Origin of the sequence: Allocatenococcus thiocycli (genome assembly GCF_921292965.1) — a bacterium.
Classification (GTDB): domain Bacteria; phylum Pseudomonadota; class Gammaproteobacteria; order Enterobacterales; family Vibrionaceae; genus Vibrio; species Vibrio natriegens.
In genome coordinates this window covers 89,588-102,593 of record NZ_CAKLCK010000015.1, presented here as the reverse complement: position 1 = coordinate 102,593, position 13,006 = coordinate 89,588, and the positions used below count along the sequence as shown (strand labels likewise).

Here is a 13,006-nt window from a genome sequence, read left to right as displayed (position 1 = left end):
TTTACGTGTACGTTTTCTTTTTACATCCCGTCTTCGCTTAATGTTACTAACGGGTCTCTTAATAAGTTTACCCATAACTCAACTATGGCCTCTTACGCACAGCGGAATGCAGAGAAAAACCAGCCCACGACTTGCGGAGCAAAACTTTCTTGACTCTGCTAAGCAGTTTCTTTCTCTTGATCAAAATTAAAAGTGCTTTGTTGATCTGGTAAATTTAGCAATTCACACAACAAATCATCTTTTTCCAATCCTTCATAGCGGTTTTCAACTGTTTCTCTGAGAGCAAACAACCTTGCCTCTGCGGTTCTAATCAATTCACCGTAAGTCATTGCACGTATTTCACCATCTAAAGATTCTGGATTGTCACCAACACTTTGATAGCTACTCGTTCGTGAATTAATCGTATCGCCAACAACATAGGCTTTTATGAATGGTTTATTTGATCCTACTCCTGCATGTAGAATATCTTCTACATAGCACTTAGCCTGATGCATTTCATCTCGACCTATTTCAAATCCACCTTTCTTCAACTCGATAATAAGCACTTTTTGGGTTTTCTTAATTTCCCCTTCAAAGCCCTCTAGACCTAATGCGCTAATTGTCGAGCGTTCTCCGACTACGATATCTGGTCTCTTTCGGGGATTCTCAAACTGCTTTGCTTCGAAATCTCTTTTAAAAACCGTTTGCATCGTTTTTACTAACCCTTTGTTGCTTGCATATTCGGGAGTATCAAACTCTGGGCCAAAAACCCATCTAGCCTTTTCGATCAACGGATGGAGTGTATGAAGCTCATCTACAGTCTTATCGCTGGATAATCGACTTATTGCTTCAATAACTTTTAGTCTTGAATCTATCTCAGAAAGAATTTCCATTGCGTCGCTCACACTCCACTCTTCCAAAAACTGATTAAGCGCGACAGTATCAGTCATTGAAATATGGGTTAGCTTGTAGAGCAACGATACTCCTGAGCGAGACTTTTCAAGGTTTAAAGCAGCTCTGAAGGCTAACTCTAGTAACTCAATCTTGATATCAGGACTTTCTTCCAATATTTGATCGATGAATGCATATAACTCTTGTCGCGCTAACGTGGGTAAATCCTTTATTTCTCGCTTATGGTGATTTATTACTTCTCTTTTTCTGCTTTCAATTTGTTGACGAGAAACTTCAAGATATGTTGCCTTTACGAAGTTAGAAATCTGATCTGCTATAAGCTCGACAGTAGAAAAGTCTGGTTTGAAACCTGACCAGTCAGGATGAACATAATCAAACAGGTCTTCTGATTCAGCAATTAATGTATACCTTTTAGCAAAAGATTTTCTCCCATCCATTACTTGGTGTCCGCTTATTGACCATGAAGGATCTCCCAATAACCTGCCTCCAAGCCAAAATGAAACACCGTGTTGACCAGCAGTGCGAGAAGTAGCAGATGAATCAACTAATGTCAGCTTAATACTGATGTTCGGCATTGGCGTTATTGTTGTCTCTTTAACATAGCCTGGGTGTTCAGCTAACTGTACTTGTTTACCATTTATTTCTACTACAAATTCAGGATTGAACAAAAATCGAGCCGATATGATATTTCTAATGTCTTCTACATCAGGCAAATTCTTTTCTACTAGCACCTTGATCTTTGTGCCATGCCCTTCTTTGTCTGAATATGACTCGTTAACAACTTGTATTGGTTGGGAACCAGAAGCTATTCTTAACTCATAGATATTAGATGTACCGTCTCTCCAGGTTTCGACTTCGTAACCATCATTGAAACAAAGCCCAGCATGACGACCGACTCCATTTCTACCAAACGCATGGCGTCGCTTAGCTAACTTTGCTCCACTTGGTACATCTACAAACCGCCCTTGGTGACGATGACGATCGTATCTTAACCTCATCCAGCGGGCTTCAAACTGTTCGTTAGTCATCCCGACCCCATTGTCTTCCACCACTAAATTTTGATTAATCTCAGTTGGAATTATTATCTTAACTCTCGTAGCACCAGCGTCATGAGCATTCGCTATCAATTCAGTAATTGCGACATCTGCTTTAGTCGCAATGGAGCCAATTTCTCTAGCCAAGAAATCTTCTTCATAAGTTACGGACTTAACCATCAGTTTTCCAGCCAACAACATTTATCTGAGCATACTCTTTCCTGACTAAGTCTGGCAGGTACGCAAAATTCTATAGTTAAACAACAAACGCACAGTCGTAACCTGCAAGTCCTTGTTCGTATTACAATACACAGTTTACCTATACTGTATGATTTTCATATTCACATATGCGATTATTTTGATAAAGAACACTGAAAGTGATGTCAATTTAATAACAAAGCAGATTCATAAAATGGCGCTAAGTAATTTTTATACAAAGCTAACGTGCTGGAAAGATCTGATGACAAAATCGTCACTAACTGACTATCCTGAGCAACAGTTAAACATGCCCTCAGCCAAAACGTCTCATTACACTCCAAAGGTGCCAGCGCATCAGCCCCTTCAAAGATGACAAGTGTCTTGCGTCTACAACCTTCCAAAGTAGCAACCAATTCTCGGTTCTCTTCTGCTGCGAAAGCAGCTAGGGGGGATTCATAATCATTAAAGTTCAGGTTAAAGACATCTATGCCTCTACTCTTAGCTTGGTCTCTACACACATCCAAGTAGCCCTCTGGTGTATGCTCAGTTATCAATGAGCAGATGGTGAGCTCTAGTTCCCATGCCATACTGATAAATCTTTCTGCGCTAACCATAACCAAGCCTAACTAATCATCACATGTTTGTAATATTAGCCTCTTTAAAAAAGATATCTAACTCTGTCGAAAATAAGCAACCAGACCAATAAATTTGCATGTTTTATCAGTTTTTTTTGAGTCAGAAACCCAAGTGTACGATCCGTGAACAATCCTTTTTTAAAGCAATGAAATATAAAGACATTATATTCTATATCGATTTATATAAGGAATAATAAATAAGCCTAATGAAAAACTGCAAATTCCATGTACCCCTTCAAATATCACATTGAATTACAAGCTATTCTAATTCAGATCCCAAAGCTCTAAATTAATTATATAAGTTATAATAAATCCTTTACTTACAGCAACTTAGCAACACCACTAGTTAGACAAACCCTAGAAAGACTGCTAACAATATATTAGTAAGTGAGGATTAGGCATATGAAAATAGTTAAGCAACCATACATATCAAACTATGAGCTCAGAAAATTAGAAAAACACCTAAAGAAGATTAAGAATGGTGAGTACGAGCCATATATTACAGTTCGACGTTCAAATAGTGTCGGTCTATCTCATATTGTTTTCAGTCACAAGACGAAACGCTGCCATCACTTATTCAGCTTAGGTGAGCTTGCTCTATTCCTTCATCTTGAGCACGATCCTGAAGTCTTGGATATACAGGAACAATACCCCTTACCGATAAATGAAACTCTCAAGTGGGCTAAATATCTGAATTATCGACACCCTGCTAAATACAAAGAAAGGGATGGTAAAGATATTCCTGCTGCAACCATGACCACGGATTTCGTTGTCACCTTATATGATGCGACGAGAGACCAGCTTGGCATTCAGCCGTATAACTATAAACCGAGCTCAGCACTAAGCACTGAATTTGAGCCTCCCCAAAAAGTCACACGAACCCAACAAAAGTTCAAAATTGAAGAGATGTACTGGGGGCGTTACAACCATCATCTAACGCAGATAACAGATGAAGACTTGAACCCCAACAAAACATACAACCTTCAATGGCTTAGAGAGACTTACCATCATATACGCGAGAGTCAAATCGAAGGCCCACTGTGCGAAGGGATGTTAAAAACTCTAAACAAGAGCCTTATGAACGACCCAGAGAAAACTCTAAAGCAGCATTTGAATCACGCATCATTAGTACATGATGTAACCGAACTTGCTGCGTTAGAGATATTTCAACATCTTGCGTATTCTGGTCAACTAGACGTTGACCTGAATGAGCGCATCGAAGTTTTTCGCCCTGTAATGATGATTTCGCAACACGATGAGAATTAATCAAAAATTGGTCGATGGCAAAAAAGGGCTTGAATACCTTATTGTAGATATTTGCCAAGACCTCGACCTGATTGCTGTCACTCAGCTCAATGTTGAACGCCCTAAAAGGCCTCAAACGATTATGCTAAGTGATACGTTGAGCCAAATAGAGCTGGGCAAATGGAAAGTGCTAGAGCATTCCTTTAGCCCTTACCTATACATGTCGGACGAAGAGTTACTGAAGGATAAGAAGCGCAGAAAGTGGTTACAACGCAGAGATAGCAGCTTTAACATTATTGCCCCGTTAATCGATAACGACGAACTACGTTACAACTATCTTTTTATCGATAGCAGTTCAATCTTACATCGATTGATAGAAGCATCAGGTCGCAGCCGCAGTTATGTAGCAAAAATTTTAAATCGTTACTGGTATTACGGTTCTCACGTCAATGCTCTACTCCCTCTATGGAGAAATTGCGGAACGAATCAGTCTTTACCTGAAGTACCGTCATTTGACCAAGACCCTGAGTTAGGCAAAAGTGGCCCGAAAACCAGATATGGAAGTCCTTATCGTGGAGTCACTCTACAAGACATTAAACATATTCGACGATTTGCTAAAACCATTCCAAACGGTGGCAAAGCTAGGCTGAGTGACCTTTACGATCAGTTTACACGCAAGTTCATGTATGCGCGTGTTAAACCAATGATTGAAGAAGCACATGAGATAGCTTTACCTGTTCCAAGGGCCAAACTCATTTCACGAAATGCATTTAAATATCATTTTAAGCAAAACGTAGATCAACTTGAATTGATAAGGAAGGCTGTCGGCACGACCAATTTTCAAAAAGACTTCCGAGGCCGTGCGGGCCTCGCTCGACAGGGTGTTCGTGGCCCCACAAGCCGCTATGAAATAGATGCAACAGTCGTTGATCAATACATACGCTACCCCTACGACAAAACCAATCAGTTAGCCACGGGACGCCCTGTGATCTATCTAGTTGTAGATACGTGGTCTGGCATGTTTGTTGGCACTCATGCTTGTTTTCACGGCCCAGATTGGACGGGAGCATCACAAGCCCTTTTCAATGCTTTTACCAACAAAGTCCAGTTTGCTAAACGCTATGGCGTTGAAATTACTGAAAACGAATGGCCGTGCCACCATGTCTGCTCACAGTTAGTCATGGATCGAGGTTCCGAGTATACAGACCGTAACATTGAAAGCATGCTTAAGGGTGAAATTGGCTTATCAATCGCCAGTTTCGCTCCGTATCATCGCGGGGATTGTAAAGGAACTGTCGAGAAAGCATTTGATATTTTTCATCAAAATGCTGTTCGATTTGTGCCTGGTCAAGTCATGAAAGTACCCAGCAAGGAAGAGCAACACGCTTCTAGAAAAGCGTCGATGTCCTTCGAAGCATTCATGGAAAAGCTCATAAGGACAATCATTTATACCAATAACAACCGCCTTAGAAAGAACAACCATAACTTCGAGATGTCTCGTGATGATGTTGGTTTCTCTCCTAGAGACTTATATCTCTACGGGCTAGAAGAAATGATGATACCGCCAGCTCAGATTCCTGAAGAGCGACTTCGTTTCGCATTGCTACCTGCTGACAAGGCGACTGTGAGAATGGAGGGCGTTTACTTTAAGGGGCTGTATTACAGCGCTAACAAAATCATTCATAAACAATGGTTAGACAAAGCTCGTAATTTTGGCCGATACACAGTGGAAGTTCGATACGACCAAAATTCAACGAACTTTATTTGGTGTAAAGACCCTGAGTCTAACGAACTAATTACTTTAGAACTCACTGATCGCTCTGAAGCGTATCGTAATCAAATTTGGCAATCGACCCTTCATGAAATCGAATTAACCAAACAAAAACAAAGCCTTCATGAAGAACGTTCATTCGCTAACAAAATTGAGTTCTTAAACAAACTGGATGAAATCGATAAACAAGCAAAAGCTGACGCTCGATACTTAAAAACATCGTCAGCAAAGTCTATCCAGACAGGTATCAAAGAACGAAAGAGTATCGTCTCTTCTATTGAACGCAGCAAACAATCTGAGCAAATAGCAGCAACGTTAAGTTCCGAAGATAACGCTAGCTCCACTGCTAAAAAGAATACCCAACACTTGGAAACACCTGATTTTTTTGACTTTGATGATGAACAAGATGATAGCTAATTATATACCTCACCCTAACTCTCAGATGGCACAAAATCCTCTGATTGAAGCGCTTGGAATGCCATTGCTACCTAAACAATTTATCCAGGCAACAACACTATCTCCTGACATGATGATTGATGTCAGTTCGCTCCCTACTGAGCATCATGGTTACTACACCAGAACATTCATTGATAACCTATCTGAGTGCTATGTTGTTCAGGATGAAGCCCCACGCCTTTATGACACCGTATTTCGCATGATTGAGCGAGGCTATATCTATCGCAACCCTTTGGTGTATGGCGATATTAAACAATTGCAATTTGCCGACTCTATTGAAATACCTGAAGGGCAAGAGCGCACTCTAAAGCAAACAGCAAATCAGCAGAGTTTTTTGGTAGCAGGTCTATCAGGTCGCGGAAAGTCAGCGATGGTAGAAAGCATCTTGTCTGCCATTCCTCAAGTCATTTCACATCAAGAGTACCAAGGGCAAAAGTTCATCTACGAACAGATTGTCTGGCTCAAGATCGATATCCCAACAGCTCGCGGGCAGCGTGCACTACTCTGGAGGATTCTTGAGTCCATCGATTCGGTAACTGGTGAGAATTATTACGAATCACATCAGAAAAGCTCAGTTACAGCACTAATGATTGCGGTTCGTAAGGCTCTACTCATCCATGGTGTTGGGATTATTGTTCTAGATGAAGCTCAGAACCTATCTGAAACTCGACAGTACGAGAAAGTCGGTAACAACGAGAACGCCACACTAAAGTTCGTGGAAGAGTTGTTTAACAAGGTTGGTGTACCACTATTACTCGTCGGGACACTATCAACACTTAATCTGTTTTCTAAAGAGATGACTGCCGCTAGGCGAATTGGAAAGACAGGGTCGCTAATCTTAGAGCAATGTGATGTTGAAAGTTCGTTTTGGAAACGCTTCATTAAGCAAATGTGCCCGACACAATTACTTAAGAATCAGACAACTGACATTGATACTCTAACACGCCATGTTCACTACTTATCAGCAGGGATCCCTGCTATCGCGAGCAGCCTAATAAAGGCCACATTGTCTTATCTGACTTATCTAACACCAAACAATCAAGACCTAAGCATGGCTGCTCTAGACCATGTATTCAAAGAACAATTTCTCTTGGTCTCAGGCGCATTAACGGCACTAAAGCGTGGTCAATTTTATAAATATGAGGATTGCAATCCTTTATCTCAATTGCACTCGGTTCAACAGGATTTGTTTTCTGAAAGTGGCTCAGATATTGACGGCAACCAAGTCTATAAGAAATCCATTAGAAGCTCTCGTTCTGCCGCAAACCTTACTGAGAAAGACCAAGAAATGCTAGAGAACTTAACTCCTGAAGCCTTACTAGCGCAGGCTAGAAAGTATGAATAACATCTTGTACCTACTACCGAACGAACACCTAAGAAGCTTCCTTAGTCGAGTTCATACTATGTCCCCTTTTGGCACTTTTGCTACTTCAGCAAAACGTGTAGGGCTGGCAAATTTCAGTGCGTCGCCAGTTACAGTCATGTCTGACCTAGACGCCATACTGATGAATATTCTTAATGATGACAATCGTTCGATTTGGCAAATGCATATGCACGGTAACGTCATCGAGTCTTTCCTCAACGAGCGAGAGAAACGCGAGCTACCATTGTTTTTGAAAGGAAAGCCATATGACATCGACTTCATACAATCCCAAACGGTACACAATCGTTTTTGGCGTTACTGCAAAGACTGTATTTCTGAAGACTTAGATACTGTTGGTATTTCATATTTTCACCAACAGCACCAACTACAGGGTGTTTTTCACTGCTACAAACACGGAACGAGGCTCATTAATAGCTGTTCTTCATGCACTTACACTGTAAAGAATCTTAGTCGAATGCAAACCCCAGCATTAATCTGTCCGAGCTGTGGTTCCAGCATGACAAGTCAGGGAGCGTACTATGATGAAACAATGCTAAAAGTTGAACAGCTTATGTTGGCGTTAAATGATCAAACGCTCACCCTATGCCTTGAATCAGTGCAACAAAATACGTTGGCACACATCGGATTTACGCTTGAGCAAACTGAAACGTTGGCTTTTAAGAAAGCTTGTGGCGATTGGTACAAAGAGATTTTCGTGACTCTAGGGAAAGGCGCTCTAGAGCAGTACTTCTCGAACACGAGGAAGGTAAATGATCACATAATTTCTCCCACTATGAGGACTACACGCTTATTTTTATCGACTTCAACAAACAGATTTAGTCCACCACTGATCTACATTCTCATGCTGGTTGCTACAGGACAGTTATAGACTTATGTACCTGCACGAAATAGCTGGTGAAGCCTTTTATAGCCTTGTTGCGCGACACCACGCAGCCTCACCAAGACGCTCGCTACGCGAAAAAAACCGAGCTCTCCTAGGGCGCACAGATGTTCGCATTAACCCCCAGCTTCCTTGCATGCTCGAACAAGTTGCCAAACAGACTTCAATAGATGCGGAAAAGTTGTTGTTTAACAGTACTTGTTTCCCTGTTGTCGGCGCTTGCCTTCAAGATAACAAAAGCAAAGCAAGACTTAGATTGCACCTGTTGAGCAATGATGGCAGTCACATCGCGGTCTTATCACGTACTACTTCTTCTCGGTTAAGGTTTAGCAGCGCACTAAAGTTCTGTCCGCAATGCCTTGAGGAAGACACATTGAAATGGGGGGCATGGTATTTGGCGTACCGTACATCAGTATTGCGGTATGTTCGTTTGTCCAAAGCATGCTTGTTGGCTGCAATATGCACCGACAGATGCCGATGGCCTTAACAAACGCATCGAACTACCACCAACACCTTACGATAGATGTTTCCATGGTTCTGATCTTTGTTTAGAACGAGCGTTGAGGTTATCGCAATTCATCAGTAGTTGGCATCGCTATGAATGCGAACGTCGATACGAGCATATTGCTACACCCTCTCACTCATCTTGGATGATTAAGACCCATTTGTTAACTCCGAAAGGACAGATCAGGCAATCAGAAGCCGTCAATCGTCTACAAGACTTTTGGGCTCCTCTATTTACTGGTGCAAAGCTACTGCCTTCGAAGCTATATAAATTCAATTTCTTAAGGTGCCTTCTCCTAAACGACCACTACAACCATTACATACAGCATGCATTGGTTGGTGCTTTCTTTGCGAAGAACGCCAAGTGTTACTTTCGACAAACTTCTCAGGTCTCGAACTATTGTAGTCGGGAATCTCATAAGCCTCGTGTCTGTCTATCCGAGTTGGCCTCAGGAAACTCGCTTCGTTCTGTCGCCAAGGCGACAGGATGTTCGGTTGGCTTTCTAGCAGCCATGGCGCAACGCAATGGGGTCACAATCAAGCATCGATTTAAAAGACTCAACGATGCATTAGTCGACCAAATATTGAGACTCGCTTTTCGCGGGGTTCATAGACGAGATATCGCCAAATTATGCGGTGTTAGCGTTGGTACTGTAGAACAGCAAATAAATGCGATGTCAGGATTATCCGCATGGAGAAAACGACTCTGGTTCTGCCAAAAACGACATCAATATCGTCAAACACTCCAGAAGATCATTTCCCAAAACCCAACATTAACTCGGACAGAGATTAAACATTCGAGCAGTTGCTACATGTGGCTATTTCGATATGACAAGGACTGGCTAAACCAGCACTTACCAAAACGAGAGCCTGCTAAGTACCATCAATCTATTGATTGGAATCAGATAGATAAAAAGCTGGCTAAACAAATTAAGCAACACGTAAAGAAGGCTACTTCAGTTTCACACGTCGAAAGACAGGTGAACTCACAACACTCATTAATCAAAAACAGAAAACGCCTCCCCCTTTCGATTGGGCAAGCGGAAGAAATCGTCTCAAAATCCAAAAATTAGGAACAATTACTATGATATTTCTCGGTACATTCAAACAAATTTTCGAAGCACACGAAGTCAAACCTCACTTACGTGACATCGCGATGTTTGTGACTCTTAATAATGCAAGGCTCTATCCGAGAGAGCAGTTTGATGAAAATGGAGACATTCATCCGTATCTAGCACCACGTCTTGACCTGATTAAGATCATCAAACAAGAAAACTCAGTTAAGTGGTTCTTTACTGAAAGAACTTATCAAATTTGGGATTACAAAGTACCTGTTAGGCGCCCAGCTTTCCTCAAGGCACGTATGAAGCAATACATGAAAGCCGAAAAGTTGTTTGAGCAAAGTCGTAACTATGTCACAGCTAGCCCTGCATCACTCTTAAGAAGAGACGATGAAGCGAAAGTGTTCAACATGTTCTGTGATTACATGCTCACATTTAATCAAATCGCTGTTGAGAGCAAATCTATAACATTGAATGAATGGCTTGTGTGGTTTTCAGACATCAGGCGTATTGAAGCACAAAAAGAAGAAAACAAAGAAAAACAAAGACGTCACCGAGAAGTTATCGCTGAATGTAACAAATTGGAAGATGACCAACGCAATGATCGCTGTGAGGAGATCTGATGAATAAGCTCGAAACTAAGCGATTAAAAGCTATTGTCTCGCTTCTCAACGGCCTAGAACTAATTTCTCATGAGGAATTACCCGAAGAGCAGCACAACGCTCTTTGTATCAATGTGAACGGCTGGAGGTACTACCCGTCCTTTCAGTTCGATGAGCATTTTAACCTTATAGATAACCTCAGAAACAATCTTAGTCTCATGCGAGAAGGCCGAGACGACACTGATATTTTACTTTGGATGATCTCCGAGAAATCGGTATTGGTGGAGCGAGCAGTTGCTCCACCAGCATTAGTTTCCAATTACCTAGATAACGGCGACTTAGAGGGCTACGAGAGATTGCTCTCAGCAGAAGCGCAAAGTCATAAATACGTAACCGCCAAACCTTGTGACTTGATTGATGACCCTTTGTTTGAGGTGTTCGTTGAGGACTGGTTAAGGCCTGACGAAAGAGTAATCAGAACTTATACATTGAAACCATAACCGATTTCCAAGCGCGATACCTCCAAAACTTGAAGCCAACACTAGTAACTTGCTCTATTTTCACTTAGCTTATCATATTGATTTAATGGGCTTTGGTTGGCTCATCACCTTCGAGTTGAGAGGAGTGGCGATGCTAGAATATGCGTTACATGGCGATTCAAATAACTTAAGGCATGTTGATTCTGTCGAGAATGGCTTAAAGTGCAATTGCGTATGCTCTGGTTGTGGAGATCGCTTAGTAGCTAAAAACAATGGAACTAGTGGTACAAGACATCATTTTGCACATGATTCGAAAGACGAAAACAGTAACTGCTTAATGACTCAACTCCACTTAGTCGCACAACACTTTTTTCTTGAATCGCAGCCCCTTTATCTTCCGCCAGCATCCTTTGAATACAAAGGACAAACACTGAGCCAGTGCGAAGTATCAACAAATGTTCGAGGTGGAAACCTAGAAGTACGCTTAGACCGCTATATCGCGGATGTACTTCTCGAAACCGAACTCGGTGACATAGTGATCGAAATATTCGTCACTCATGAAAATGAAGCTGAAAAAACAACCTACTATCAACACAATAAAATCCCTTCAATAGAGTTTGATTTAAGTGCCTACCTTAATCGCAACATTGATGAAGCACTCTCAGATCTAAAAGCGAAAAAAGTGCCTTACAAATGGCTTTACGAATGGTGCCGAGAACAACTCATTGATAAGCACGAGCAGTTTCTGGAGCGTGAAGCAGAACGTATCAAGAAAAAACGTGTTCGTAGTGCAAAAGACTCAGCTAGAAAGTTTATTAAAGGTAACTACATTTTGTTACCTAGCTTAACTCAAAAGTTTGAATGCCAGATTGACAAGTACACGTATCGCGAAGAAGTCACTATTTATTCTCGCTCTGAACAGCGTGTAGACAGCGTTAGCCAAGTAAAGCTGACGGAGGAATACCTTCTGCTCAAGGCGATTCGAGGTAACAGCCACATCTGGGTAGCGTTTCTATTAAAGAATTGTTTACCTGACGATGTCGTTGATCTTAATGGAAGCGTAGTTATCCGCACTCCAGCAACATCTGAGAATAATCGGGCTACCTGGAAATGGTTGAAGTACCCCAAATTAATGCTGAAAATTGAAAGATCTCAACAAAGTTTTTTAAAGGAATCGAACAATAAGGCAAAGAAGGCTAGAACAACAAAAGACGCCGTAAGACAGGCTAAAACCAACTCTGAGCTTTATCTACTTTCAAAAGATAACTTGTTCAAAAGAGACTACTCCAGATGGTCGAAGTGGATGACACTGAATCAGTTATTTCAGCCTAGCCCCGCTAGGAAACACCCAAAGTTACCTCATGCTCTTAATTATATACGAAGCTATCCCTGCCTCTGGGCGTTTGACACTTGGCATATTCTAGCCTTGAGTCTGCTGGCTGAAATCGTCGATAGGAAGCCAAAAGACACTAAAATTTTCTATCACCATCTGTTCAAGGAGTTAGTCGAACTTACAGGGTTGCATAAAGAGTTTTCTGACATTGAGCAGCGCATCGCTCCACATGCTGTTGATGCTGATTCTAAGTCACTTGTGATTCGCTCTGAGATAATCGAAGAAGCTCTTATACCCTATGCCAATGTCGGTGTTATCTATCGCTTACAGGGCGGATTTAAGCGCATAGGCTCACTAATGCAAGCTATTGATTTGGACTCTTCATATATATGAGTCGCTTGTCAGAAAGCTAATAAAGTTCATACGAAAAAATCGAAACAACACTGACATCCTGCTTTGGATGGTTTTCGATAAATCGGTGACTTAGAAGTATATAAGAGCTCGATCTCAGCAGAGGCACGACGCGATAAAAG

The 13,006-nt window shown here is 41.5% G+C and carries 11 protein-coding genes; 9 read left to right on the top strand and 2 right to left on the bottom strand.

Translation table 11 applies throughout. The features are described from left to right. Positions 1-158: 158 nt before the first annotated feature. Together L9Q40_RS06355 and L9Q40_RS06350 are read right to left on the bottom strand one after the other, a co-directional pair. The gene (locus L9Q40_RS06355; protein WP_498792746.1) at positions 159-2,105 is read right to left on the bottom strand and encodes an ATP-binding protein; all 1,947 of its coding nucleotides are present in this window, start codon (positions 2,103-2,105) and stop codon (positions 159-161) included. 203 nt (positions 2,106-2,308) lie between these two features. Then, on the bottom strand, positions 2,309-2,710 hold the full coding sequence (locus L9Q40_RS06350; RefSeq protein ID WP_055465072.1) for a hypothetical protein: 402 nt from the start codon (positions 2,708-2,710) through the stop codon (positions 2,309-2,311). 450 nt (positions 2,711-3,160) lie between these two features. Between L9Q40_RS06350 and L9Q40_RS06345 the strand changes: the two genes are divergently transcribed. The 9 genes from L9Q40_RS06345 to L9Q40_RS06305 all read left to right on the top strand — a co-directional run bounded on the left by L9Q40_RS06345 (position 3,161) and on the right by L9Q40_RS06305 (position 12,866). Further along, positions 3,161-4,024 (top strand): TnsA endonuclease N-terminal domain-containing protein, encoded by an 864-nt coding sequence (locus tag L9Q40_RS06345; RefSeq protein ID WP_498792744.1) that lies wholly within the window; start codon positions 3,161-3,163, stop codon positions 4,022-4,024. Beyond that, positions 4,014-6,191 carry a TnsB C-terminal domain-containing protein gene (locus L9Q40_RS06340; RefSeq protein ID WP_498792742.1) on the top strand — a complete coding sequence of 726 codons (2,178 nt, stop codon included), beginning with the start codon at positions 4,014-4,016 and terminating at the stop codon, positions 6,189-6,191. The genes L9Q40_RS06345 and L9Q40_RS06340 overlap by 11 nt, the downstream gene beginning before the upstream one ends. After that, complete coding sequence (locus L9Q40_RS06335) at positions 6,181-7,575, top strand: ATP-binding protein (protein ID WP_055465197.1); 1,395 nt, start codon at positions 6,181-6,183, stop codon at positions 7,573-7,575. Before L9Q40_RS06340 ends, L9Q40_RS06335 begins: the two co-directional genes overlap by 11 nt. Continuing rightward, on the top strand, positions 7,568-8,482 hold the full coding sequence (locus L9Q40_RS06330) for a TniQ family protein (RefSeq protein ID WP_498792740.1): 915 nt from the start codon (positions 7,568-7,570) through the stop codon (positions 8,480-8,482). The genes L9Q40_RS06335 and L9Q40_RS06330 overlap by 8 nt, the downstream gene beginning before the upstream one ends. Before the next feature lie 4 nt (positions 8,483-8,486). Continuing rightward, positions 8,487-8,981: a TniQ family protein gene (locus tag L9Q40_RS06325; RefSeq protein ID WP_498792738.1), complete on the top strand. Its 495-nt coding sequence runs from the start codon at positions 8,487-8,489 to the stop codon at positions 8,979-8,981. Beyond that, positions 8,917-10,071, top strand: a complete 1,155-nt coding sequence (locus L9Q40_RS06320; protein WP_498792736.1) for a TnsD family Tn7-like transposition protein — start codon at positions 8,917-8,919, stop codon at positions 10,069-10,071. Before L9Q40_RS06325 ends, L9Q40_RS06320 begins: the two co-directional genes overlap by 65 nt. Before the next feature lie 11 nt (positions 10,072-10,082). Next, entirely contained in the window at positions 10,083-10,682 is a 600-nt protein-coding gene (locus L9Q40_RS06315) for a hypothetical protein (protein WP_343360328.1), read from the top strand. Further along, positions 10,682-11,161: a hypothetical protein gene (locus tag L9Q40_RS06310; protein ID WP_498792734.1), complete on the top strand. Its 480-nt coding sequence runs from the start codon at positions 10,682-10,684 to the stop codon at positions 11,159-11,161. The genes L9Q40_RS06315 and L9Q40_RS06310 overlap by 1 nt, the downstream gene beginning before the upstream one ends. Before the next feature lie 130 nt (positions 11,162-11,291). Further along, entirely contained in the window at positions 11,292-12,866 is a 1,575-nt protein-coding gene (locus L9Q40_RS06305) for a competence protein CoiA family protein (RefSeq protein ID WP_498792732.1), read from the top strand. Positions 12,867-13,006: the final 140 nt, after the last annotated feature.